The sequence below is a fragment of the Mesobacillus sp. LC4 genome (assembly GCF_053543455.1).
Map to the genome: position 1 here is coordinate 818,399 of NZ_JBGCUB010000002.1, position 24,575 is coordinate 842,973.

General features: G+C 44.8%; 26 protein-coding genes and 1 riboswitch. Of the genes, 17 read left to right on the forward strand and 9 right to left on the reverse strand.

Going from position 1 to position 24,575, the window contains the following annotated elements:
- The first annotated feature begins 31 nt into the window (after positions 1 to 31).
- The 4 genes from yunB (at position 32) to AB5I83_RS10345 (ending at position 4,635) form a co-directional block, all read left to right on the forward strand.
- Complete coding sequence (yunB, locus tag AB5I83_RS10330) at positions 32 to 790, forward strand: sporulation protein YunB (RefSeq protein ID WP_448975075.1); 759 nt, start codon at positions 32 to 34, stop codon at positions 788 to 790.
- 66 nt (positions 791 to 856) lie between these two features.
- Positions 857 to 1,041: riboswitch (Lysine riboswitch) on the forward strand.
- Between the two features lie 143 nt (positions 1,042 to 1,184).
- Positions 1,185 to 2,771: a Na+/H+ antiporter NhaC family protein gene (locus AB5I83_RS10335; RefSeq protein WP_448975077.1), complete on the forward strand. Its 1,587-nt coding sequence runs from the start codon at positions 1,185 to 1,187 to the stop codon at positions 2,769 to 2,771.
- 251 nt (positions 2,772 to 3,022) lie between these two features.
- A complete protein-coding gene (locus AB5I83_RS10340; protein ID WP_448975079.1) occupies positions 3,023 to 4,534 on the forward strand; it encodes a sodium-dependent transporter in 1,512 nt (503 codons plus the stop codon).
- A complete protein-coding gene (locus AB5I83_RS10345) occupies positions 4,534 to 4,635 on the forward strand; it encodes a methionine/alanine import family NSS transporter small subunit (protein ID WP_167833600.1) in 102 nt (33 codons plus the stop codon). Before AB5I83_RS10340 ends, AB5I83_RS10345 begins: the two co-directional genes overlap by 1 nt.
- Before the next feature lie 40 nt (positions 4,636 to 4,675).
- Here AB5I83_RS10345 and AB5I83_RS10350 read toward each other — a convergent pair whose 3' ends face one another.
- Complete coding sequence (locus tag AB5I83_RS10350; RefSeq protein ID WP_448975081.1) at positions 4,676 to 5,677, reverse strand: M23 family metallopeptidase; 1,002 nt, start codon at positions 5,675 to 5,677, stop codon at positions 4,676 to 4,678.
- A 253-nt stretch (positions 5,678 to 5,930) separates the two neighbouring features.
- Between AB5I83_RS10350 and lipA the strand changes: the two genes are divergently transcribed.
- Positions 5,931 to 6,845, forward strand: coding sequence for a lipoyl synthase (gene lipA / locus AB5I83_RS10355; protein ID WP_448975083.1), 915 nt, complete (start codon positions 5,931 to 5,933; stop codon positions 6,843 to 6,845).
- Between the two features lie 232 nt (positions 6,846 to 7,077).
- On the opposite strand, the gene AB5I83_RS10360 is transcribed toward lipA, so the two are convergent.
- Positions 7,078 to 7,776 carry a YhcN/YlaJ family sporulation lipoprotein gene (locus tag AB5I83_RS10360; protein WP_448975085.1) on the reverse strand — a complete coding sequence of 233 codons (699 nt, stop codon included), beginning with the start codon at positions 7,774 to 7,776 and terminating at the stop codon, positions 7,078 to 7,080.
- 147 nt (positions 7,777 to 7,923) lie between these two features.
- Between AB5I83_RS10360 and AB5I83_RS10365 the strand changes: the two genes are divergently transcribed.
- Positions 7,924 to 8,214 (forward strand): YutD family protein, encoded by a 291-nt coding sequence (locus AB5I83_RS10365; protein WP_226085768.1) that lies wholly within the window; start codon positions 7,924 to 7,926, stop codon positions 8,212 to 8,214.
- Between the two features lie 52 nt (positions 8,215 to 8,266).
- On the opposite strand, the gene AB5I83_RS10370 is transcribed toward AB5I83_RS10365, so the two are convergent.
- From AB5I83_RS10370 to glpX, 3 genes are all read right to left on the reverse strand, one after another.
- On the reverse strand, positions 8,267 to 8,554 hold the full coding sequence (locus AB5I83_RS10370; RefSeq protein ID WP_167833604.1) for a cytosolic protein: 288 nt from the start codon (positions 8,552 to 8,554) through the stop codon (positions 8,267 to 8,269).
- Between the two features lie 78 nt (positions 8,555 to 8,632).
- Positions 8,633 to 8,899, reverse strand: a complete 267-nt coding sequence (locus AB5I83_RS10375; RefSeq protein ID WP_167833605.1) for a DUF3055 domain-containing protein — start codon at positions 8,897 to 8,899, stop codon at positions 8,633 to 8,635.
- Between the two features lie 39 nt (positions 8,900 to 8,938).
- Positions 8,939 to 9,907: a class II fructose-bisphosphatase gene (glpX, locus tag AB5I83_RS10380; protein ID WP_448975088.1), complete on the reverse strand. Its 969-nt coding sequence runs from the start codon at positions 9,905 to 9,907 to the stop codon at positions 8,939 to 8,941.
- A 1,434-nt stretch (positions 9,908 to 11,341) separates the two neighbouring features.
- On the opposite strand from glpX, the gene AB5I83_RS10385 reads away from it, so the two are divergent.
- From AB5I83_RS10385 to AB5I83_RS10395, 3 genes are all read left to right on the forward strand, one after another.
- On the forward strand, positions 11,342 to 12,577 hold the full coding sequence (locus tag AB5I83_RS10385; protein WP_448975090.1) for an EAL domain-containing protein: 1,236 nt from the start codon (positions 11,342 to 11,344) through the stop codon (positions 12,575 to 12,577).
- Positions 12,578 to 12,599: 22 nt separating this feature from the next.
- Positions 12,600 to 13,037, forward strand: a complete 438-nt coding sequence (locus tag AB5I83_RS10390) for a DUF86 domain-containing protein (RefSeq protein ID WP_226085765.1) — start codon at positions 12,600 to 12,602, stop codon at positions 13,035 to 13,037.
- A gap of 159 nt (positions 13,038 to 13,196) precedes the next feature.
- Positions 13,197 to 13,961, forward strand: a complete 765-nt coding sequence (locus AB5I83_RS10395; protein ID WP_448975093.1) for a TIGR01457 family HAD-type hydrolase — start codon at positions 13,197 to 13,199, stop codon at positions 13,959 to 13,961.
- A gap of 62 nt (positions 13,962 to 14,023) precedes the next feature.
- Here the strand turns inward: AB5I83_RS10395 and AB5I83_RS10400 are convergent, their stop codons facing one another.
- Positions 14,024 to 14,533 (reverse strand): phosphatidylglycerophosphatase A family protein, encoded by a 510-nt coding sequence (locus AB5I83_RS10400; protein WP_167833610.1) that lies wholly within the window; start codon positions 14,531 to 14,533, stop codon positions 14,024 to 14,026.
- A 206-nt stretch (positions 14,534 to 14,739) separates the two neighbouring features.
- Between AB5I83_RS10400 and yutH the strand changes: the two genes are divergently transcribed.
- From yutH to thrB, 5 genes are all read left to right on the forward strand, one after another.
- A complete protein-coding gene (gene yutH, locus AB5I83_RS10405; protein ID WP_448975095.1) occupies positions 14,740 to 15,750 on the forward strand; it encodes a spore coat putative kinase YutH in 1,011 nt (336 codons plus the stop codon).
- Between the two features lie 87 nt (positions 15,751 to 15,837).
- Positions 15,838 to 16,812 (forward strand): 2-hydroxyacid dehydrogenase, encoded by a 975-nt coding sequence (locus AB5I83_RS10410; protein WP_448975097.1) that lies wholly within the window; start codon positions 15,838 to 15,840, stop codon positions 16,810 to 16,812.
- A 209-nt stretch (positions 16,813 to 17,021) separates the two neighbouring features.
- Positions 17,022 to 18,320, forward strand: coding sequence for a homoserine dehydrogenase (locus AB5I83_RS10415; RefSeq protein ID WP_448975099.1), 1,299 nt, complete (start codon positions 17,022 to 17,024; stop codon positions 18,318 to 18,320).
- The gene (gene thrC / locus AB5I83_RS10420) at positions 18,317 to 19,378 is read left to right on the forward strand and encodes a threonine synthase (protein ID WP_448975101.1); all 1,062 of its coding nucleotides are present in this window, start codon (positions 18,317 to 18,319) and stop codon (positions 19,376 to 19,378) included. Before AB5I83_RS10415 ends, thrC begins: the two co-directional genes overlap by 4 nt.
- A complete protein-coding gene (gene thrB, locus AB5I83_RS10425; protein WP_448975103.1) occupies positions 19,375 to 20,496 on the forward strand; it encodes a homoserine kinase in 1,122 nt (373 codons plus the stop codon). Before thrC ends, thrB begins: the two co-directional genes overlap by 4 nt.
- Before the next feature lie 54 nt (positions 20,497 to 20,550).
- Here the strand turns inward: thrB and AB5I83_RS10430 are convergent, their stop codons facing one another.
- Positions 20,551 to 20,787: a NifU family protein gene (locus AB5I83_RS10430; RefSeq protein ID WP_023626615.1), complete on the reverse strand. Its 237-nt coding sequence runs from the start codon at positions 20,785 to 20,787 to the stop codon at positions 20,551 to 20,553.
- Between the two features lie 152 nt (positions 20,788 to 20,939).
- Between AB5I83_RS10430 and AB5I83_RS10435 the strand changes: the two genes are divergently transcribed.
- The gene (locus AB5I83_RS10435) at positions 20,940 to 21,266 is read left to right on the forward strand and encodes a YuzD family protein (RefSeq protein ID WP_167833615.1); all 327 of its coding nucleotides are present in this window, start codon (positions 20,940 to 20,942) and stop codon (positions 21,264 to 21,266) included.
- Between the two features lie 275 nt (positions 21,267 to 21,541).
- On the opposite strand, the gene AB5I83_RS10440 is transcribed toward AB5I83_RS10435, so the two are convergent.
- Positions 21,542 to 22,609, reverse strand: coding sequence for an NAD(P)/FAD-dependent oxidoreductase (locus AB5I83_RS10440; protein ID WP_448975105.1), 1,068 nt, complete (start codon positions 22,607 to 22,609; stop codon positions 21,542 to 21,544).
- A 247-nt stretch (positions 22,610 to 22,856) separates the two neighbouring features.
- Between AB5I83_RS10440 and AB5I83_RS10445 the strand changes: the two genes are divergently transcribed.
- Positions 22,857 to 23,096, forward strand: coding sequence for a YuzB family protein (locus tag AB5I83_RS10445; protein WP_079507135.1), 240 nt, complete (start codon positions 22,857 to 22,859; stop codon positions 23,094 to 23,096).
- 68 nt (positions 23,097 to 23,164) lie between these two features.
- Here AB5I83_RS10445 and AB5I83_RS10450 read toward each other — a convergent pair whose 3' ends face one another.
- Positions 23,165 to 23,860, reverse strand: a complete 696-nt coding sequence (locus tag AB5I83_RS10450; RefSeq protein ID WP_448975280.1) for a DUF2225 domain-containing protein — start codon at positions 23,858 to 23,860, stop codon at positions 23,165 to 23,167.
- A gap of 293 nt (positions 23,861 to 24,153) precedes the next feature.
- On the opposite strand from AB5I83_RS10450, the gene AB5I83_RS10455 reads away from it, so the two are divergent.
- Positions 24,154 to 24,516, forward strand: a complete 363-nt coding sequence (locus AB5I83_RS10455) for a HesB/IscA family protein (protein ID WP_448975108.1) — start codon at positions 24,154 to 24,156, stop codon at positions 24,514 to 24,516.
- The last annotated feature ends 59 nt before the right edge of the window (positions 24,517 to 24,575 follow it).

Genomic DNA, 24,575 nt, shown 5'->3' on the forward strand with positions numbered 1-24,575 from the left:
CATACATATAGCTTTAGAGGGGGGATTTATTTTGGCAAAATTCGGCCGGCGGCTGCCTCGGAAAGGGCCCTTGCCTTTCAGGTATGTATTCCTGCTGACATTCGTCTTTTTTTCCTTTTCAACAGCAGCAGGACTCTGGATCATAGATAAAGGGCTAGAGCCCACATTGATGAAATATGCAGAATCCCAGACAAGGAAGATTGCCACCCTGGTGATCAATAAGGCCATCAATAAAAAAATCGCCAGCGGGATGGATATTGATAAGGTGATAGAATTCGTCCCTGTAGATGGCGGAACGACCACTGTAGTGAAGTTCAATACAGAAATCATCAACAGGGTAAAGGCAGAAACAACTAATATTGTGCAAATGAACCTTAAGGAAGCAGAAAGAGGGAATCTCACCTCGCTAGAGATGCTATCAGATGTCGAGCTTGTCACCGATGAAGAAGACAGGGAAGCAGGAATCATCTATTATGTTCCATTGGGCCAGGCAACCAATAATGCACTATTAGGTAATATGGGCCCGAGAGTTCCAGTAAAATTCAATGCAATCGGTGATGTGACAGCGGATGTTGTCTGGGATACTGAAGAACATGGGATCAACAATACATTGATCAATGTATCGGTTAGAGTAAAAGTAAATGTTCAGATTATCATTCCTTTTGCGACCGAAATCGCTACTGTCCAGGAAAACATTCCGATTGGCAGTTTCTACTACCCAGGAAAAGTTCCGCAGTTTTACAATGGTGGAGGAGATACATCACCAGCCATCCAGCTTCCTGGAGAATAAAAACAGTTGTCAAGTTAGCGATATTGTTATATTATAAAACCAATTGAATAATAAACCACATCATTCCGATGGGGTAGAGGCGCAGGATTCAAGAGTAAGCTGTGTGAGGATGACAACGTTGATCACAGCTAAAAGGGAATCTTGCCGAAGCAATAACAAAGTGAGTCACATTTTTTATTGCTGGGGATACTTTGAACAAGAGTATCACTGTCATTATGGAGGTATATCCATAATGGGGAGCTACAGATCGTGATGGAGACACTAGTTGCTTATTAAGGGCAGCGATAGAATGTTCTCTATCGTTGCCCTTTTTTGTATTTTTTTAAAAGAAAGCAACTAAACTCTTTTCATGTAAAAGTTTCCCCCTGTCAAAAACAAGGAGGAGAAAGAAAGAATGGAAAACACAATTTTTTCATTGTTGCCGCCATTAGTGGCAATCCTGATGGTAGTCATCACAAGACGAGTACTATTATCATTGGGGACAGGCATCATCGCAGCGGCTTTTTTGCTAGCTGAATTCAATATCGGAGAAACATTTGCTATTATGTGGGACGCGGCAAAAGGAATCGTTGTCGCAGATGGAGAACTGAACACATATAGTTTGTACATTATCTTATTCTTATTATTATTGGGAACAATCACTGCGTTCATTTCCATTTCTGGCGGAAGCCGAGCATTTGGCGAATGGGCAATGAAGCGTGTGAAAACGAGGGTTGGAGCACAGCTTGTCGGTGCATTTCTAGGAATTATTATCTTCATTGATGACTATTTTAATGCTTTGGCGGTTGGCCAAGTCACTCGTCCGATCACAGACCGACAGAAGGTTTCTCGGGCGAAGCTTGCTTATATTATTGATTCAACTTCAGCACCAATGTGTGTGATTTCTCCGATTTCCAGCTGGGGTGCATACATCATTGCTTTGATCGGTACAATCCTTGCTGCACATGGTGTTAATGAATATAGTGCATTCTCTGGATTCATGCAAATCGTACCTATGAATTTTTACGCACTTGCAGCATTAGCAATGGTCTTTATCGTAGCTCTTCGCAATATCGAAATCGGACCGATGAAAATGCATGAAGAACGTGCAATCACAGAAGGAATTGTCGTTCCTCAGGACAAGCCTGTACCGGGAGAACTGAAGGATGACCTGCCTACAAGCTCGAAAGGGACAGTAGGAGACCTAGTATGGCCGATTATTGCCCTTGTTGCTGGAACAGTTGGCATGATGCTTTGGACAGGCGCTAGCGCTGTTGAAGGTGAAGTGACCATATTCGGGATTTTTGAAAACACTGATGTAACGAAGTCGCTTGTCACCGGAGGTTTGCTAGGCCTTGCTGTAGCGCTGGTTCTGTTCGTAAGACAAGCTGTCGTATTAAAGGGCATCAATGCCAATGTTTTTGGAAAAGGAATTGTTGAAGGTATTAAATCCATGCTTCCTGCGATCTATATCCTGGTCTTTGCATGGGTGATTGTTGATTTGATTGGCAGACTAGAAACTGGTAAATATCTTGCAGGGATTGTCGAAAGCTCTAATATCAATATCTCGTTCCTGCCGTTCCTGCTATTCCTTGTAGCTGGAATCATGGCTTTCTCAACAGGTACTTCATGGGGATCATTCGGCATCCTGCTGCCAATTGCAGGGGATATCGCTGCTGCAGCTGATATCACGATCATGCTCCCAGCATTGGCCGCTGTATTGGCGGGCGCGGTATTTGGTGACCACTGCTCACCAATTTCCGATACAACGATCCTATCATCAACTGGTGCTGGCTCACATCACTTAGATCATGTCATGACCCAGCTGCCATACGCTTTGATTTCGGCAGCGATAGCATCTGTCGGATTCCTGGTCATTGGCTTCACTGGAAGCACGGTGGCTGCACTTGCGGCTGTAGCAATCCTGCTTATTGCTTTTGCTTTCATCTTCGGAAGCAAGACAACCCAGGAAGAAATGTTAAAAGAAAATCTTGCAGAATAATGTTTAAGGCTGTCTGATTCTCAGACAGTCTTTTTCATATTTTCAAGAAAGTGGGAATAGAATCTTGATTAATAGGGTAGTTGGTATAGTTGGGAAAAATTTTTTAGGAATATTTTTATTATGAGGAAAATAATATTTTGACAAGCAATTAAAAACTAGCTATACTATTCCTAGACTAAATAATCTGAAAATATAAAACTTTCTAATTCATCAATATTTTCCAGGTGATTAGAAGGCGAGGGGGATTAAAAATGGAAAATCGTCCACAGTGGGGAACAAGGGCGGGATTTATTCTTGCCGCGGTAGGATCGGCAGTCGGGTTGGGAAATATTTGGCGTTTCCCGGGAGTAGCTTATGAGAATGGCGGGGGAGCATTCTTCTTCCCATACTTATTCGCACTCTTGACAGCAGGTATTCCGATTTTGATTTTGGAATTCACAATTGGCCATAAGTACCGTGGTTCTGCACCATTAAGTTACTTCAAAATGCGTAAAGGTGCTGAGTGGATTGGCTGGTGGCAGCTCGCCGTCTCTTTTGTCATCTCGACTTATTATGCAGTCATCATCGCATGGGCAATGTCTTACGCTTATTTCTCATTAAGCAAGCAATGGGGAGACGATCCGCTGACCTTCCTTGTTGGTGACTATTTAAAGGTAGTTGACGCTGGCCAGGTTGGAAGTATCGTACCTGGTGTATTCCTTCCATTGGTCATTGTTTGGGTCATCACTCTTGGTATCCTGTTCAAGGGAGTCAAGAAAGGGATCGAAGTTGCGAACAAGATTTTTATTCCTGCACTTGTTATTTTATTCTTTGTAATCGTTGTTCGCGCATTAACCCTGGATGGAGCCATTGATGGCGTCAATGCATTCTTCAAGCCAGATTGGAGTCAGATACTGAATGGTAAAGTATGGGTTGCAGCATATGGACAGATTTTCTTCTCGTTATCCATTGCATTTGCAATCATGATTACGTACTCAAGTTATCTTCCTAAGAAGTCTGATATTACAAATAACGCATTCATTACCGCTTTCGCCAACTCTTCTTTTGAATTGCTGGCTGGAATCGGGGTATTCGCAGCATTGGGCTTCATGGCCATGCAGCAGGGACAGCCAATTGACCAAGTAGTAAGCAAAGGTGTAATCCTGGCATTCGCGGTATTCCCGCAAATCATCAATGAGTTGCCGGCGTTCAGTGCCGCGTTCGGAGTATTGTTCTTCGTGAGCTTGACACTGGCTGGACTCTCTTCATTGATCTCAATTGTTGAGACTTATGTTGCCGGCGTACAGGACAAATTCAATGTTTCCCGTACAAAGGCTGTTGCAATCGGCGGCGGTTTGTCTGCCTTGATCTCTATCCTGTTCGCTACACAGGGCGGCTTGAATTTCCTCGATACAGCAGATGCGTTCATCAATAACTATGGTGTCGCTCTGGCAGGTCTGGTAGAAGTAGTCTTCATCGTATGGGTAGCCAAGGAACTGACTAACTTGCAAAACCATGCTGATGCCATCTCGGATATCCGACTTGGAAGCTGGTGGGTGATTTCTTTGAAATATATCACTCCAGTAGTACTGGGAATCATGATGGTCATGAATATCATGACAGATATTAAAACGAGCTATGGTGGATATCCGGTTATGTTCAATGTTTATTACGGATGGTTTGTCGCAATCGGAGCGATCTTAATCGGATTTATTTTCGCAAAAGCTAAGAAGTGGGATGCAGCTCTATATGAAGTTCCACAAGACAAGGGGGTTGCTAAATAATGGATGCTAGCGCAGTAGCAATGATGGTCACTGGTATGGTCATTATTTGGGGAGGACTTGCAGCAAGTGTGTTGTATGCTGTAAAGAAAGCCCGTTCATAAAATGGAAAGGCCAACCGAAATGGTTGGCCTTTTTGAATGCTTATTTTTTCTTCAGATTGGCTCTTTCCTGTCTTGCCCATAATTTTAAGTGAGGATAGGGGTCAAAAGACCATTCGGTATAGCCATTATCTTTGTACATGCCATAATGAAGATGGGGAGGGAATTTTCCGCTTGTCCCCGGAGGTCCGTACCCGGAGCTGCCAACACCGCCAATGACCGTGCCTGGTTCGACGACTTGTCCGACTTTCAGGTCCTTCGCGAAGCCGCTCAGGTGGGCATAATAATGGTAGGTATTATTGATATCACGGATGCCGACACGCCAACCGCCATACTTGTTCCAGCCCTTCATTTCCACAATGCCGTATCCTGTCGCGCGAACAGGCACTCCATAGTTGGCAAAAATATCTGTTCCTTCATGGATCCGTCTGCCGCCCCAGCCGCGGGCGTCACCCCATGTATTGTTATAGCTGTGGTTGCTTCTAAGTGGCATAGGAAAGACATGCGAATCGAGATTTAAGCGGCCGAAATGCTTGTAAATCATCGCTTTTCCAATGATGATCGCAACGGTTTTATCCCGCTTATAGTAATTCCAAAGTCCAATTTTCAAGTTATCATGATCTGTCCCATATGAAAGCAAGTACTGGGCGAAAGCCTGGAGAACATCTTCGTCATCCTTTAGACTTGCTCTTCCATCACCATTCCCATCGAAACCAATTCCGTTGAAGAACTGTATGGAAACGGGATTATCATCTTCAAGATTAGGATTCAGGAGACCAGCCCATTCTTCTGGCTTAAAATAAACACCTGAAATTCCTTCGGCCTTGGGTAAATCCCTTCTTGCCTGGCGGACATTCCGCTCATATTGGTCCACTGCAGCAATATAGTACCAGGGAATCTGGCTGACCGCTTCTACTTTGGTATAGAGTTCCATTCTTTTTTTGTAAACATCCTCCTGGCCCTGCTCAGCTGCGTATGCATGATCACTTATCAGGACAGGGGAAAGTAAAAAAAGAACGATAACTGCTTTAAGGATTTTCACCATAATCCTCCCTTCAGGATGTAGCTCCTATAAATTCCAGCTTCAGCAAAAAACACTGCCTCCGCTTTTCTTCTGTTAGTTTGCGATGATGGGGATTTTTCATAAATATCAAATAATGGTAATCACAAGGAACGCATGGTTATCGTACTTGTCGAGAGTTTTCCATTGTGTTAAAGTGACATCAGAGAAGCTGTATACCGGCCTTGATTTTTACATGGTGTTCTTGATGTAATGCAGCAGGAATGGAGTGAAAATAATGAGCAAAAAAGAGGTACAGAGAAAGCCTGAATGGCTGAAGATAAAGTTAAACACGAACGAAAACTATACTGGCTTAAAAAAGATGATGCGGGAGAAAAACCTACATACTGTATGTGAAGAAGCCAGATGCCCGAACATTCATGAGTGCTGGGCAGTAAGACGAACTGCTACCTTCATGATCCTTGGGGATGTATGTACACGTGCATGCCGCTTTTGTGCTGTAAAAACAGGACTTCCAACTGAGCTTGATCGGCAGGAGCCAGAAAGAGTGGCGGATTCAGTAGAGCTTATGAACCTGAAACATGCCGTCGTGACTGCTGTCGCCCGTGATGACTTGAAAGACGGGGGAGCAGCAATTTTTGCCGAGACGGTAAGAGCAATCCGTAAGAAAAATCCGTTTACTTCAATAGAAGTATTGCCTTCCGACATGGGCGGAGTTGAGGAGAACCTGAAAACACTTATGGATGCACGCCCAGATATCCTGAATCATAACATCGAAACCGTAAAGCGCTTGACGCCTAGAATCCGTGCACGTGCAACGTACGAGCGTTCACTGGAGTTCTTGCGCCGTGCAAAAGAAATGCAGCCGGATATTCCGACGAAATCCAGCATCATGGTTGGCTTAGGCGAGACGAAGGAAGAATTGATTGAGGCGATGGATGACTTGCGTGCTAACAATGTGGACATCCTTACGCTTGGTCAATACTTGCAGCCATCCAAGAAGCATCTTGATGTCCAAAAATACTACCATCCTGATGAATTTGCAGAGCTAAGGGAGATTGCGCTCAAGAAAGGCTTCAGCCATTGCGAAGCAGGTCCTCTTGTTCGTTCATCCTACCATGCCGACGAGCAGGTCAACTCTGCCGCTAAACATCGACAAGAGCTAGCAGAACAGGAAGCCCAGCAGGCATAATGGAAAAGCGGAGGCGACTGCCCAACTCCGACAAGCGTTGGAGGGCCTGACAGTGAAGTCGTTCTTTGACTTCATTGGCAGGACCGAAACGTCTCGAGGAGTTAGGAGCCGCAGCTAGACAAGCGACTCGAGGGGTTAGGCGCTGGAGCTAGACACAATTATTTGTACAAAAGGGCAGCTTTTTGATAATCATAAAAAAGAGTTCAGCATCCATCATGCTGAACTCTTTTCATTATTTTCCTTGATTCATTTGTGTAGATAGATCGTCTTTATCTGTTTCTTCGTTCAGTTCGCCTGTGGCTTCTCCATTTGCGTTTTCCCCAGTGCTCATGGGACGACCCTGAGGAGATTTAAGCATTTGTTTAATAACACCATCAATCAAATCATCGACATCACGGCTATCGGTATCGAGTGAAGCAAAGTTCTCGACTTCGTTGCGCAGGCTAGTGTCATCCGATACGTACACGTGGAACCAGCGTGGAACAACAGACATCGCCATCCGTTTCACTTGATCGGCAGTTTCATTGCGATTTTGAGAATCTGTTGCATATACAATCAGAACTTCTTCATCCGTCACAAGTGTCGACACATCATCCACATTCTGTGCCATCAAGCTGAATTTGCTGATCATGTCGGCGATTTGCTCGCGGTCGATTGCCTGATAGGCACTTTCCATTTCATCTGCACCCATTACGCCTGTTTTTTGGTGGCGCACATAGCCGAAGTCCTCGCTTCTGTCTTTCATTCCTTTGCGTCCATCTTCGTTATACAAATCTGGGCGCTCATCATTTACATTCAGTGTGTTGCCGCTCCGCTGGTAAATGCCAGCCCCGCCATCACGCCCGTTTGGTGAAGCTTGATCGTCACCGGCTCCACATCCGGTCATCGCTACAGTTCCGCAAATACCAAGAGCCAATAATGCTTTTTTCAATTAAAACACCCCCTAATCATTAGAATGGCTTCGAATTTATTTTTTTTGCTTAGTAATTGATGGGGAATAAGTTATAATTAAGAAAAGTGCGAGCGATTTGGCTTGCTTTAAGGAAGCTGAAACTGTTACCGAAAAAGAGGTGGACCTATGATTTGCATCAATAACCTTTGCTACGAGATCGTGGATGAAGGACGAGACGGCTTTAACGAAGAAGCCTTTCGTGCGAGATATAGCGAAATTTTAACGAAGTATGACTATATTGTTGGCGACTGGGGTTACGGACAGCTAAGGCTAAGAGGTTTTTTCGATGATCAAAACCAGAAGTCAACTTTCGATACGAAAATTAGTACCGTCAGCGAGTACTTATATGAGTATTGCAATTTTGGCTGTGCCTATTTTGTCGCCAAGAAGGTAGCGAAGCAAGCTCAGGATAAATAAGACAGAATCTAGAAAATGCTCCAATCATCATGATTGGAGCATTTCTTGTCTTTTATAGATCGCTATACGGCGGCTGCTCACTTTCATCCGGATCATCATGGGTTGGGTGGGCACCCGCTTCTTTCCTTGGTGTTCCCTGATGTAGGGACTTAAACTCATAGTTGAAATTGCTGTAGGAGCGCTGTCCCTCACGCCATGGTGTACTTTTGCCTTCTACCGGTTCATCTTTCCGGAAAGGTGATCCATATGGACCCTCCGGATAGTCTTCAGCCGTAACATAGTTGCGCTGCTTTTCTACATTCGAAAAATCAGAGTACTTTTCACGGTCTTCCTTGCTCATGAAACTCACCTTCTTTTGCTTGTTGTCCTTTTAGTATTTCTTTGAAAAGACAAATCAAACAAACAGTTCGTTCCAGATTTAAAGGATCGGCCGCAGAAATGAGCGAAGTTCCTCTGCATCTTCTTCAGAAAGATTATAGGCATACTCAAGATAACCTTCTTCATCGAGGTCATCCTGGCCAAGAATCGCAAATCGGCTTCCTTGGATATCCATCACAATGCTTTTGCCATAATACCGGCCAGTTTGCATGATGGCCAGGTCAAAGCGCTGGTTCTCACCTACAAAGCTTACATAGCGAGTTTTTGTTTCTTCAACATCATCGTATAAAAAAAATTCTTCGTTCATCTTCATCCTCCTAAGTGCTGTAAAAAGTATGTATTTTCTTTAAACCATCACTAAGTGTGGCTTGTGTTCTAGGTGATGATGGGCTGTGATGTAACGGACGGTCTTGGTCTTTGAACGCATAACAATGGAATGTGTTTCAACAAGGTCTCCGCCGAGGAAGCGCACTCCGTCGAGCAATTCACCGCTTGAAACGCCAGTCGCGGCAAAAATCGCATCGTCTCCGGAAACAAGGTCATCTAACATCAGCAATTGTCTTGGATCTTTTAGCCCCATGGCAATGCATCGCTCTTCTTCCTCAATTGTATGGGGGACTAGTCTCGCCTGCATATCTCCGCCAAGTGCCTTTAGGGCAGCAGCAGAAATGACTCCTTCCGGCGCACCGCCTGTTCCCACAAAAAGATCGACTCCTGTATGAGGAAGGGCAGTCGCAATCGACGCACCTACATCGCCATCGCCGAAAAGCTTCACTCGTGCTCCTTTTTGCCTAACTCGTTCAATCAAATCATCATGGCGTTCACGCTCTTGGATGATGACAGTTAAATCCTGAATTCGCTTATTGTTGGCTTTGGCTACGATTTCAATCGTCTTCTCGATAGGATCATCTAGACTGATTTTCCCAGCAGCACTTTTTCCGACAGCAATCTTTTGCATGTACATGTCTGGTGCATGAAGAAGGGTACCTTTATCCGCGACAGCAATGACGGCCATGGCATTATTGTGCCCTTTGGCGACGATATTTGTCCCTTCCAGCGGGTCCACCGCGATATCGACTTTTGGGCCCATTTTTGTGCCAAGTCGTTCTCCTATATAAAGCATCGGAGCCTCATCCAGTTCCCCTTCACCAATGACAACAATTCCATCCATATTGACTGAATCGAACATCTTGCGCATTGCCGTAGTCGCCGCATCATCCGCTTCATTCTTCTTGCCGCGGCCCATCCACTGAGCAGATGCCAGCGCCGCAGCCTCCGTCACTCTGACGATTTCAAGTGCCAATTCGCGTTCCAAATGTTTCTCCTCCATTTTCGACAGCATTCTCACTCACCATCAATCTTACCAGAAAAACAATCATTTCTGAATTTTTCAGGGGGATTTTTGTCATATTTCAGGGCAAGTTCAAGAGTTCGAACAGATACGGCAGGTAATGAGGAAAAGCTGTCAGAAGTAAGCCTAACTTAAGACAGGTTTGGCGCGAGAAGAGGAAAAGCTGTCAAAAGAAAGCCAAACTTAAGACAGGTTTGGCGCGAGAAGAGAAAAAGCTGTCAAAAGAAAGCACGACTTAAGACAGGTTTAGTGTGAGAAGAGGAAAAGCTGTCAAAAGAAAGCCAAACTTAAGACAGGTTTGGCGCGAGAAAAGAAAAAGCTGTCAAAAGAAAGCCAAACTTAAGACAGGTTTGCCGCGAGAAGAGGAAAAGCTGTCAAAAGAAAGCCAAACTTAAGACAGGTTTGGCGAGAGAAGAGGAAAAGGTGTCAAAAGAAAGTCGAACTTAAGACAGGTTTGGTGCGAGAAGAGGAAAAGGTGTCAAAAGAAAGCCCGACTTAAGACAGATTTGCCGCGAGAAGAGGAAAAGGTGTCAAAAGAAAGCCCAACTTAAGACAGGTTTGCCGTGAAAAGAGGAAAAGCTGTCAAAAGAAAACCCGACTTAAGACACGTTTAGTGTGAAAACAAGAAAAGCTGTCAAAAGAAAGCTCAACTTAAGACAGGTTTGGCGCGAGAAGAGGAAAAGGTGTCAAAAGAAAGCTCAACTTAAGACAGATTTGCCGTGAAAAGAGGATAAGCTGTCAAAAGAAAGTGCAACTTAAGACAGGTTTGCGGTGAAAAGAGGAAAAGCTGTCAAAAGAAAGCCCAACTTAAGACAGGTTTAGCGTGAAAAGAGGAAAAGCTGTCAGAAGAAAACCAAACTTAAGACAGGTTTGGCGTGAAAAGAGAAAAAGCTGTCAAAAGAAAGCCCAACTTAAGACAGGTTTGCCGTGAAAAGAGGAAAAGCTGTCAAAAGAAAACCCGACTTAAGACACGTTTAGTATGAAAAGAAGAAAAGGTGTCAAAAGAAAGCTCAACTTAAGACAGGTTTGGCGCGAGAAGAGAAAAAGGTGTCAAAAGAAAGCCCAACTTAAGACAGGTTTGGCGCGAGAAGAGAAAAAGCTGTCAAAAGAAAGCCAAACTTAAGACAGGTTTGGCATGAAAAGACGAAAAGCTGTCAAAATCAGAATCACCACCACCGTCTTTACTAATCGTCCCAATCCAACTACATACCTTTATCCGCATTTCCACCATAAAAAAGAAGTAAAAATATTTCGAAATAACTATCTAGGAAAAAAGGTCTATTTTAGCTAAATATGGTACAATTAAGAAAAAGTTCTAGCCATCTTCTGAGAGGATTGAAACCTATGGCCCGCCGTGTTACTAGCATATTAGACAACCTGCTTGGTTGGGGGAAAATAATGTTGCCGCATTCATCAATTTGTTATTACCCTCCGCAGTTCATTTTGAGGGATCCTGTCGTATCAGGGGTGAAAAAGGCTTTTACTAGTGGATTTGAAGTTGCTGTGATTGCCTATACGATTAAGAATCACCATGATCTTGCTTCACAGCTTGGTGAGGATAACTGGAAGTTCCATAAGGCTTTGAAACGACATTTCAAAGCGGTGATCGAAAAAGAAATCGACAAAGAGGACATGATTGTCCTGCATGATTACTATAGCGACAGCCTGAGCCTGTTTATGAAGATCGACCATAACAGGTACTGTATTTCTGAAATTGATGCGAAAATGAAGAAGATCCTCAGGGAAGCGGAAAGCAGGATTTTTCATGAGTATCCTACAGTCCAGCCTATCTTTGATACAGGGTTCATTTTTATCGATAAATCGGTTGGTTCCGTGCATGGTGCTGTCTTAAAGGCACATCAGCAGGCCTTTGCGATGGCCGAGAAACGAATCCAAACCGAATTCAATGAAATGGTTTATGAAATGAAGCGGATTATTGCTCAGCAAAATATCAAGCTTTTAGCGCAGCCGATCATAGACGTCAATACAAAGGAAATCCGTGCCTGGGAGATGCTGACAAGAGGTCCTGAGGGAACGGAGCTTGAGAGTCCATTGCAGCTTTTTTCCGTTGCCCGGCAGACTAATATGCTCTATGACCTGGAAATGATTGTGTTAAGAAAAACGTTTGATCAAGTTACATCGACTGGCTGCCTTGATGATATTTTCATCAATTTCACGCCGATTACCCTCGGCAATTCTCGATTCGTCCGGGATCTGAAGAACTTGATGCAAGCTTACGGCAGCATCAAGCCAAATCAGATCACTTTGGAAATCACCGAGAGGGACTCGATTGAGGGAATCGAGAATTTTATCTATAATATAAAGGTGTTAAGAGGAATGGGAATCAAAATAGCGGTTGATGATACTGGAGCAGGCTATGCCAGCCTGAATACCATCAGTGAAATCATGCCGGATGTCATCAAGATCGACCGTTCCGTCATCGAGAACATTGATAAGAATTCTGTGAAGGAGTCCATGCTGAAAGGGCTGTTGCTTGTCGCCAAAGAAGCGGGGTCGACGGTCATTGCGGAAGGAATCGAAAATGAGCATGAAGCATCGGTCCTCTCACGGAATAAGGTAGAATTGGCGCAGGGGTATTTTTATGCCCGTCCGGGATTGTTGAAAACCGTCTAGCATCTTTATGAGGTGATATTGAATGTACTTTGTCGACAGGGATCAAATCGAAGAAACATTGCAGTTTTTGAACAGGCAAATTGACTTTTTTGAAAGCAATGGACCATGGGAATCGCCAATGGAAAAATCGGCCCTCGAGCGTGCGGCGCATACAATGGTTGAAGCCGTACTTGATGTGGGCAACGCGATGATCGATGGCTTCATCATGCGTGACCCAGGAAGCTATGAAGACATCATTGACATTTTGGATGATGAAAAAGTCGTAACTAAAGAAATGAGCGCAGGATTGAAAAAAATCGTCCTGTTCCGAAAGATGCTTGTCCAGCAGTACACAGCAGTGGACCATGCCGGCCTGATTGAAACCTTCAAGGCCGAGCTTCCTCATCTCAAGCTTTTTTCGGTAAAAGTGAGGGAGTACCTTACCAATGAACTAGGACCGGTTTCCGCTTTTAAAAAGTAAATAGGACAGAAGAGACCGTTATCATGGCGGTCTCTTTTCTGTTTATATGTCCTTTGACTGGTGAACAGTGAGCTTTGTCCTTTGCACTCACCTTTACACTTATATAAAATAGGATTATTCGTTTTTTGATGGGTACGATAATATTTAGGAGTGATCACCATGAAAAAGTATAAAGGTTATTTAATTGATTTAGATGGTACAATGTATCGCGGTTCAGAGCGCATCGAAGCCGCTTCTGATTTTATAAAAAGGCTGATTGAGGCTGAAATACCTTATCTATTCGTTACGAATAATTCATCGCGGACACCGGCACAGGTGGCGGAAAAGCTCCGCAGCTTTGATATCCCTACGACGGAGGAGCAGGTTTTTACGACAAGCCAGGCTACAGCCAACTATATTTATGAACAAAAACAGGATGCGACTGTCTATGTGATTGGTGAAGAGGGCATCCAGACAGCGATTCAGGAAAAGGGACTGAAATTTGCAGGGGAAGACGCTGATTTCGTTGTTTCAGGGATCGACCGCGGCATTACATATGAAAAACTGGCAGTTGGCTGTCTTGCAGTAAGGAACGGAGCAACCTTCATTTCGACAAATGGCGATATTGCCATCCCGACTGAACGAGGTTTGCTTCCGGGGAACGGGTCACTGACGTCGGTTATCGCTGTATCGACACAGACAGATCCGATTTTTATCGGGAAGCCGGAATCGGTCATCATGGAGCAGGCATTAAAAGTTCTAGGTACAAAGAAAGAGGAAACCCTTATGGTCGGTGATTATTATGATACCGACATCCTCGCCGGCATGAGGGCAGGGATGGACACACTCCTCGTCCACACAGGAGTTACGACGAAGGAACTTCTCAAAGGCTATCAAGAAATGCCAACCTACACAGTAGATTCGCTGGACGATTGGGAAGTGTAAAAAAAAAAAGGGACTTGAGCCGTGGCAGGCATCAAGTCCCTTTTTTTTTACTAAAGTTTATATTAGTCCTCTACATTTGCCGCTCGGTGGGCAAGTCGGCTTGAGGCTGCAGCCGCAACTGCTCCGACAATATCATCCAGGAAGGTATGGCATTTGCCCGACGCTTCTTTATCATTAAGCCTATCCAGTATTCCAGGTTTTGCTTTATCGATGTATCCATAATTGGTAAAGCCAATCGATCCATATATATTCACGATTGAAAATGCGAGGATTTCATCCACGCCGTACAAACTTTCGTCCGTTTCAATTATTGATTGCAGCGGTTCGCCAAGCTTCTTTTGTTCTGCAAGGATATCCAGCTGGATTCCTGTCAGAATCGCATTCTGCACTTCACGCTTGGAAAGGACTCGTTCTACATTTTCGATACATTCCTCCATCTGCAGGTTCGGGTGGTATTTTTCCTGCAGGAAAAAGACGAGATTGGCGATATCTTCTATTTCTACTCCTCGTTCATGGAGCCATTTTCGGGCTGTTTCCTCTGTCATATGGATGGCACGTTTTTTTTCTAACATCTGCATCACCTTTCTATTTTTGATTGCAGCATACTCATACTCATTATCCTATTTAACCTAAAATATTCCGCTTAATCCGTTTTAGTGAAAGAATTCATACCTTTAAATCATTTCCAGAATAGAGCCTCTTATTCATTGCATTGTTTACACAAGTTTTTTAAAGCAAGACATATATTTGTAAAAGAGCGGCTTGGAAATGAGGTGCGATGATGTTTCAAAAGATGTTAAAAGAAGTATATGGGATTTCTGCAGATTCAGAAGTATCTCTTGGAAGATATCATGGATATAAGCATAATGAAGGGCTTTATTTGATTATTGACGCTAATGGTTCAAAAGAGCAAGAAATAAGTGAGCTGGCAAGGATTGCTGACCATATGCAAAAAGCGGGGGACCAGAATGTCTCGATGCTGCTCGCTGACAAACAAGGAAAGCAAATTTGTGATTGGGAGGGCAGGAAATATTGCGTGCTCGTAAACAGAGCAGTCCCGATGCCAGAAAAAATGAAAACAGGCAGGAAGCTGGCTAAGTTTCATGCAAGAGGCCGGCAAATCCCTTTCAAGGTTGAAAGCTTGAACAGGGTGGGACAATGGAAGCAGCTGTGGGAAAAGCGGCTTGACCAGATGGAGAAGGTATGGAGCGGAAAACTTTACACTGAACCGGAGAACGATTTTGAGAAGATGTTTATGGAATCTTTTCCCTATTACATGGGATTATCTGAAAATGCCATTCAGTATCTTGCTGATACAGAGATCGATGACAAGCCGACAAGGATTGATCATGGCACTGTTTGCTATGAGCGTTTCACCAATAATGTGTGGAGAGGAACCTATTTTGTGAAAAATCCTTTTGAATGGGTTTTTGACCATGCAAGCCGGGATCTTGCTGAATGGGTCAGAGATCGTTATTTTGCCAACATCCAGACGAGCCAGCCGGAAATCAAGCACTTCCTGGCAGAATACCAATCATTGACGATGCTTTCGCCTTTTTCATGGCGGCTGCTTTACGCCAGATTGCTGTTCCCGCTCCATTACTATGAGACAGTTGAAAATTATTATATCACCCAATCAGAGCAAACGAAGCGGCAGCTCGAGGACCGCCTGCGGAAGTACCTGACTCAGAGCAGTGATCATGAGCGGTTCCTAAGCCATTTTTATCATCTCAGTGATGCCCCGGTAAAAGCAGGGAAACTTCCTCCAGTTGATTGGTTATTACGTTAGTCGAAGCTTTTCTCGATAAAGAAAGTGTAGATTGTGATAGAATAAAATTATTCTATGATATTAAACGCTTTCAAAAGGAGACAGACAATGAAACACTATGTGTATATCACCAGGAAATTGCCCGAAGAAACAATTGCCGATCTCACTGAGCTTTTTGATGTGAAAATGTGGGAGCATGAAGATGTCCCTGCCCCAAGGGAAGTTATTTTAAAAGAAGCCGAAAAAGCCAGTGCCTTGATCACGATGCTGTCTGACAAAGTCGATGAGGAAGTATTGTCTGCAGGTGAAAACCTGAAAGTGGTCGCCAATCTGGCAGTTGGCTTTGATAATATTGATTTGGAAGCAGCGACAAAGCGCGGAATCATCGTGACGAACACGCCGGATGTCCTGACAGAGACAACAGCAGACCTTACTTTTGCTTTGTTGATGGCTACAGCTAGACGGATTGTCGAAGCGGCAGAATATATTAAGGCCGGCAAGTGGGGAGGCTGGAGTCCGTACCTGCTTGCCGGGCATGATGTTTACGGTAAGACAATCGGGATTGTCGGAATGGGAAAAATAGGGGAAGCGGTGGCGCGCAGAGCTAAAGGGTTTGGCATGGAAATCCTTTACCATAACCGCTCCCGCAAACCTGAAGCTGAAAAAGAATTAGGCGCTGTTTATAGTGCTTTCGAGGATCTTGTGACAAAAGCTGACTTTGTTGTGTCACTTGCTCCGTTGACGCCAGAAACTAAGAATCTTTTTACAGCCGATGTCTTTACGAAGATGAAAAACAGTGCCATTTTCATTAATGCTGGCCGTGGCCCGGTTGTGGATGAGCAGGCATTATATGAGGCGCTTAAAAATGGGGAAATTGCTGGTGCGGGACTTGATGTCTTTGAAAAAGAACCTATTTCCGCCGAACATCCACTGCTTCAATTGACAAACGTGACGGCGATTCCACACATCGGCAGCGCAAGCACTGAAACAAGGACAACCATGATCAGACTGTGCTGTACAAATGTCAAAGCCGTGCTGACGGGCGACAGTCCAAAAACAATTGTAAATAAAGAAGTGCTCTAATACTTTTAAATCCTTCCTATTCAATGGGAAGGATTTTTTTATAATGAATTTTTGTAATTTTCAATCCTTACAGCCACATATGATTAAGCGTTTACAGAGGTGAAGGACTCCAAAATATTCCTTGTAAAAGCTGTTTTTGGTCTATATAATGTCTACTATACAAAAACAAGTGTTCATTCAGAATAGACACATAGAGAGGGGAAGAGGAAATGCAGGCAATCTCGGTTGGACTTCTAGGTTTGGGAACAGTAGGGTCAGGTGTGGTCAGGATTATAGAAAACCATCAGGATAAACTAATGCACCAGGTTGGGTGCCCAATTAAAGTGAAGAAAATCCTTGTTCAGGATGTTGAAAAAGAAAGGTCGGTAAAAGTGGATCCTTCTCTCCTGACGGTGAATCCAGCCGAAATTATGGAAGACCCGGAGATTGAGGTAGTCATCGAGGTGATGGGAGGTATTGAGGATACTCGTGAACATTTGCTTCAAGCATTAAGAAGCAAAAAGAATATTGTGACGGCAAACAAGGATTTGATGGCTGTCCATGGTTCCGAGCTTTTAACCGTCGCCAATGAAAATGGCTGCGACCTCTTTTTCGAAGCGAGCGTTGCCGGAGGAATTCCAATTTTGCGCAGCCTGGTGGACGGCCTTGCATCTGACAGGATTACAAAGATGATGGGGATTGTGAATGGCACAACAAACTACATTTTAACGAAGATGAGCCAGGAAGGACTGGCATACGATTGCGTGTTAAAGGAAGCGCAGCAGCTAGGATACGCGGAGGCGAACCCGGCATCTGACGTGGAAGGTCTGGATGCGGCGCGGAAAATGGCCATCATGGCCTCGTTAGGTTTTTCGATGAAGATTGATCTGGATGATGTAAAAGCGAAAGGAATCACTTCTGTAACCGAAGAGGACCTGCAATACGGGAAACAGCTGGGCTACACAATGAAACTGCTCGGCATCGCCGTCCGTGAAGGCGATAAAGTCGAGGTGTGTGTTGAGCCGGCATTGCTTCCGTCATCGCACCCGCTTGCATCGGTCAATAATGAATACAATGCGGTGTATGTGTATGGTGAAGCAGTAGGAGAAACAATGTTTTACGGTCCAGGAGCCGGAAGCCTGCCTACCGCAACAGCAGTGGTCTCGGATCTTGTAGGCGTCGTCAAAAATATGCGCCTTGGAGTAAACGGCAGTTCTTTTGTCACTCCACAATTTGAAAAGCAGCTGAAGGATGATGGTGAAGTGAGTTCAAAATACTTCCTGCGCCTTCATGTTCATGACGAAGTAGGTGTATTCTCGGAGATCACCTCTCTTTTCGCAAACCATAATGTCAGCTTCGAAAAAATTGTCCAGACGCCTTTGAAGGAAAAGGAGCTAGCCGAGATTGTGGTCGTCACACATCAAGCTTCCCTGAAGGATTACCAGAATATTTTAATGGAGCTGCGCGACCTCAGGGTTGTGAAGGAAGTCAAAAGCTCGTACAGGGTTGAAGGAAGTGTCAATGTATGAGGTGGCGGGGGCTGTTAAGTGAATATAAGGAATACTTGCCAGTCAATACCGAGACGCCAATGCTTACCCTTCATGAAGGAAATACCCCGCTGATCAGGCTCGACCAGCTGTCAAAAGAGTGGGGAATTGATCTATATGTAAAAGTAGAAGGAGTAAATCCGACCGGATCCTTTAAGGATAGAGGGATGGTCATGGCGGTCGCCAAAGCGAAGGAAGCAGGCAGTGACACGGTCATCTGCGCCTCGACAGGCAATACTTCCGCCTCTGCCGCAGCTTATGCGGCAAGGGCAGGATTGCGGTCGATCATCGTCATTCCTGAGGGGAAAATCGCAATGGGCAAACTCGCACAGGCAGTGATGTATGGCGCAAGCATCGTTTCGATCGAAGGAAACTTTGATGAGGCCCTAAAAATGGTCAGGGCAATCAGCGAAACCGAGCCAGTCACACTAGTGAATTCCGTCAATCCATTCCGCCTTGAAGGACAAAAAACAGCTGCCTTTGAAATTTGTGATCAGCTTGGCGCGGCACCTGATATCCTGGCGATCCCGGTGGGGAATGCCGGAAATATCAGCGCTTATTGGAAAGGCTTCAAAGAATACAATGCCAGTAGACGTACAGGTTTGCCGCGAATGTTCGGTTTTGAGGCAGAGGGAGCGGCCGCGATTGTCAAAGGGCAGCCGATTGAACAGCCGGAGACAATTGCAACGGCCATCCGCATTGGCAACCCGGCAAGCTGGGATCTTGCGGTTGCAGCCCGGGACGAATCGGAAGGGAAGATCGATTTCGTATCAGATGACGAAATTTTACAAGCATACAGCCAGTTAGCTGGATCGGAAGGGATTTTTGCAGAGCCAGGATCCTGTGCATCGCTGGCAGGTGTCCATAAACTTTTACAGAGAGGAGAAATATCTCGAGGAACCAGAATCGTTGCCGTTCTGACTGGTAACGGTTTAAAAGATCCTTCAACTGCCATTGACATCAGCTCCATCTCACCAGTGCTGCTTCCAAATGACGAGAAAATCGTCAGCGACTATATCAGGGGAGTGGTCCGGCAATGAGGGGCATCGAGGAACCACTGGCTGCGGCTGGGGGCAGGAAACCAAGCGGGAATTCACTAACTGCTGGAAGCAGGAGCGCATTAGCTGCTGAAAGTGGAAAACCACTGGCTGCTGAGAGCAGGAACATATTAGCTGCTGAAAGCGGGGAAGCACTAGCTGCTGGGAGCAGGTGTAAATCAGCTACTAAAAAAGGTGAACGACAACCTGCTGCTCGAATACCGAGGGGGCAAGTCCTGTTCGTAAAAGTTCCAGCCAGCTCAGCGAACCTGGGCCCCGGTTTTGACTCACTCGGCGTCGCTTTGAACCTCTACATGGAAGTTCATGCTGAAATAAGCGACAGTTGGAAGGTTGTTCCTCTTTCCGATTCCTTGGCAGGGTTTCCTGTGGATGAGAAAAACTTCATTTGCCAGATTGCAAGCCAAACGGCGGAGTTGTACAAGCGAATAATGCCTTCTCTCCATATTTCTGTAAAAAGCGATATCCCGCTTGCAAGAGGACTGGGTTCCAGTGCAGCAGCGATTGTCGCAGGAGTGGAACTGGCCAATGAATTCTGCGGGCTTGGATTGACCCGGTATGAAAAGCTGGCCATCGCCTCCCGGTTCGAAGGCCATCCTGATAATGCAGGAGCGTGCTTATTTGGCGGCGTCGTAGTTGGCAGCCAAATCGGGGATGAGGTCGACTTAACGGTCCTTGACCAGATACAATTTGATCTAATCCTTGCTGTGCCGAATCAGGAGCTGCTGACGGAAATGTCCCGCGATGTCCTCCCGGCAGTGATGGATTACCAGCGCAGCGTCCAGGCAAGCTCTATTGCTAACCAGCTGCTTGCTGCTTTGATGACAAAGAATTGGGCGCTGGCAGGTAAAATGATGGCGTCAGACTTGTTTCATCAGCCATACAGGAAAAACCTTGTGCCATTTTTCGAAGAGCTGCAGGAAAAAGCGATTCAATCAGGAGCATTCGGTGTTGCTTTGAGCGGAGCAGGACCATCGATCCTTTGTCTGGCAGAACCCGGCAAAGGGGAAGAAGTCGCGGGAAAATTGAGAAAGCACTTAACGGGGATGGAGATTTTCAGTTTGCAGATTGATCGTGATGGGTGCAGGTCATCCGTCATTTAAACGGAAAAAAAGCGGTTTTGCCATTGTCGGCAAAACCGCTTTATTATTGGTTAATTAGAATACCTGTTCAACCTCAACAACCCCAGGTACTTCCTCTAAAAGTGCGCGTTCGATTCCAGCCTTAAGCGTAATTGTGGAGCTCGGGCAGCTTCCGCATGCACCTAGCAGGCGAAGTTTAACAATGCCATCCTCAACATCAACTAGTTCACAGTCTCCACCATCGCGAAGAAGGAATGGACGCAATTTATCTAATACTTCCTGTACTTGCTCAAACATTTGCTGTTCAGTCATGCAAATCGACTCCTTTCATAATACTTATTATAATCTTATCGACCGGAAAAATCTATCCAATTTAATCGAAAAACCTGTGAACACAGTTTTTTCCTTATGCATCTTTTTCATCGTATAGTAAAATAAAAGAAAATAACAGGGGGTAATTGATAATGGAACGCAAAGAGGTAGAAATCGTCGTTTACGGTGCAGAAGTATTATGCCCAAGCTGTGTGAACCTGCCATCATCAAAAGAAACATATGAATGGCTTGAAGCCGCCATCAGCCGCAAATACGCAGACCAGCCATTCCAAATTGTTTATGTTGATATCCATAACCCTCCAGAAGAGGAAGCAAAAAAGGAATTCGCCGAAAAAGTAATCGAAGAAGACATGTTTTATCCCGTCGTCCTGCTCGAAGGCAAGATCGTCGGCGAAGGGAACCCGAAATTGAAAACCATTTATGCAGAATTAGAGAAATACGGCTACGTTTCCGCATAATTTTGGTAAAAGCATTCCGAAATGGGGTGCTTTTTTCTTTTTTTGAGAAGACATTCACGATTTTTTTGAGAGCGAAAAACTTTATATAGCGACTTTTAGGATTATATAGCGAGAATTTGATTTATATAGCGACTTTAAACATTATATAGCGAAAAATTCATTTATATAGCGACTTTTTCATTTATATAGCGAATTGGAAATTCCAAAGGATTTTTACCAATTTTGTGTCATCATTTCAATGAAAAAACCGGGCATCCCAGCCCGGTCCAACATGATCAACCATTATGATATTTATACATCCACAAGATCCCTGACTTCAGCAAGCGTGCGACGCGGCCTGTTATCGGGCGTTCGGCGACAAGGCCAAAGCCGTGCTTTTTGCCGAGTGAACCGATGACGCCTTTCAGCTTGATCGGCGGGAATGACTCCGGCGGTTCTTCCCCTTTCCAGCGTTTTTGCAGCACCTGGACGATCTGTTCTGCCTGTCCTTCCGCAAGCTGCGCACTTGGTGCGTGAGGCAGGCTTGCGCAATCACCGACGATATAAACATTTTCATAGCCTGGCAGATTATGCTGCGGAGTGACTACTGCGCGGCCCATGCCGTCTTGCTCAACGTCCATTTCGCGGACAAGTCGATTAGCCTGAATTCCAGCTGTCCATACAATCGCATCGCAGACAATCGGCTCATCGTGATTGTAGAGGACGTTTTTCTGAACTTCCGTGATATTGGCATTGTTGATGATTTCAACATTGTGATTATCAAACCAATTTTCGACATATGTGCTCAGGCGCTCAGAGAAAGCGGAAAGAATATGGTTTCCACGATCGAAAAGCTTTATTTTCAAGTCTTTGCGGCTTTCCGCCAATTCACTTGCAAGCTCAACACCGCTTAATCCTGCGCCGACGATTGAAACGGTTGAACCTGCTGGCAAATTGTTCAGTGCCTGATAGGTTGCTCGGGACTTTTCAATGGATTGGATGCTGTATGTGAATTGGTCAGCTCCTGGGACATTGTGATATTTATCTTCACAGCCAAGTCCGATAATAAGGTCATCGAACTGAACGGACTCATCACCTTGCAGCTCCACCTTGCGATCCTCAAGATTGATGGCAGTGACTTCAGCATATTTTAACTGAAGGCGTGGGTGCTCAGGAAAGGAAACCCGAATATGCTGGTCTGAAATCGTACCTGCAGCCAGGGCATAGTATTCTGTTTTTAAACAGTGGTATGGAACACGGTCAATCAGTGTGATTAATACATCTTCAGGCAGGTCATTCGGCAGCAATTTATGAAGGACGCGCATGCCGCCATAGCCGCCTCCAAGAATAACGAGATTTTTCATGTGAATTTCCCCTTTTTAACTCATCGAAAGACAGTTAATGAAGTTTCTCCAGCTCGTTCAACAAAATCCGCAAACGGATACATTTTTTGAAATTATTCTGCAATATTTTTATGTTCAATAAATCACCATTAAAAGTATAACGAAATTGTGACAAAATAACAACAATTTTATGGATGCCATAAGCCGGGAAAATTGACGATTTGCCTGAAAAAGGGTACGATTAAAAATTAGTAGAGAGGTGAAACAAATGATTAAGCCAATCATTGAATTCTGTATCAGCAATCTTGCCAGCGGTTCTCAGGCTGCAAGGGCAGAGCTTGAGCGTGATCCAGACCTTGATGTCATCGAATACGGTTGCCTTGGTTATTGTGGAAAATGCGCGATGTCGATGTTTGCGCTTGTAAACGGCGACCCGGTAGTGGGAGACACCCCTGAAGAACTAGTAGAAAATGTTTATAAATACCTGGATGAAAATCCAATGTTTTAATAGATAAAAGGCTGGCATGGAATTTTCCATCGCCAGCCTTTTTCATGAATTTCTACAATGAGGTAAACTTAGGTTCCTCCAACCGTTTGCTCTTCCCGCATCTCCTGCCAGCGTTCCTTGGCGAGCTCAACTATTTGCGGTTCGACAGATTGTCTTTGCTTTTCGATGACTCTTGAGAAAAATCGCACGGCATCTTGTGTTTGTCCGACTCTTCTGGAGAGTTCGCCAATCAGGTACATGAGGCGCAGTTCGGATACTTGTGTCCCTTTATAGTCGCCGGTGCTGTATGACTCCGTATACTCCTTAAGGGCAAGTTTTAAAAAGCGCAGTTCCTGATCGTGGTTTTCGGTTGAGCGATAGAGCCAGGCAATCCGGATGTATAGGCCGGCTGTTACTATATGCTTTTCTTTTTTTAGCATCGAACTATAGGCTGCAAGCTTGAAGGTGTTGACTGCCTCCTGGATTGTCCGCTCTTCACCATAGTTATGAGGGGCCCATTGGCTGCAGATTTTTTCCTGAATGACTTGTTTAGCTCCTGGCGGGAAATAACTGCTGAAGTCGTCGGTGAAGGAATAGCCACAGTCAGGGCAGACATTGATATAGTAAAAATTCGGATTTTCATAACCATCGACATACAGAGGGGCAAAGTCAGTATCAAAGCGGAGCACTTTCACAAAACGGGAGCGGACCTTCTTGGTCGTGAAGGAATTTTCGCACATTGAGCATGTGTACTTTTTGTCATAGAGAGGTACTAGTTGAGTCATCATCGCCACCTGCCAATTCTCCTAGGATTTTAAAAAGAGGTTTGGGTATATTATACCAATTTAATTGGCTGGTGAGTGGGAAAATATGAAGAGAATTCTTTTTCGGCTCGATTGGTTGAGGAATGGAAAAATGCTGTATATACTATAAGAAAGGCGTAAGTGCCTTGTTCAGCCCCGACAAGCGCTGGAGGGCCGACGGTGAAGTCGTTCTTTGACTTCATTGGACGGACCGAAGCGACTCGAGGGGCTAGGCGCTGAAGCCAGACAAAGAAAGGGATCAAGGAGGTTTTAAAATGGATAACATTGTGATCTTAACAGAAGAAGCTGCATTGCAGGTTAAAGATATGATGAAGCAAAATGAGACAGAGGATGCGTATCTTCGCGTTTCTGTAAAAGGCGGCGGCTGCAGCGGCCTTTCTTACGGAATGGGTTTCGCTCATGAAGTGGAAGATGGCGACACTCAGTTGGAGCAGCATGGCATCAAAATCCTTGTGGATAAGGAAAGTGCGCCAGTCCTGAATGGGACGAAAATCAGCTATAAGCAATCGATGATGGGTGGCGGCTTCACAATCGACAACCCGAACGCAATCGCCTCATGCGGCTGCGGTTCAAGTTTTAAAACGGCAACGAATGCTGGAACACCTGAAGATTGCTAAACAAAAAGCAAGGTCCGCGGACCTTGCTTTTTTAATATAAAGAGAAAAATAAAAATGTC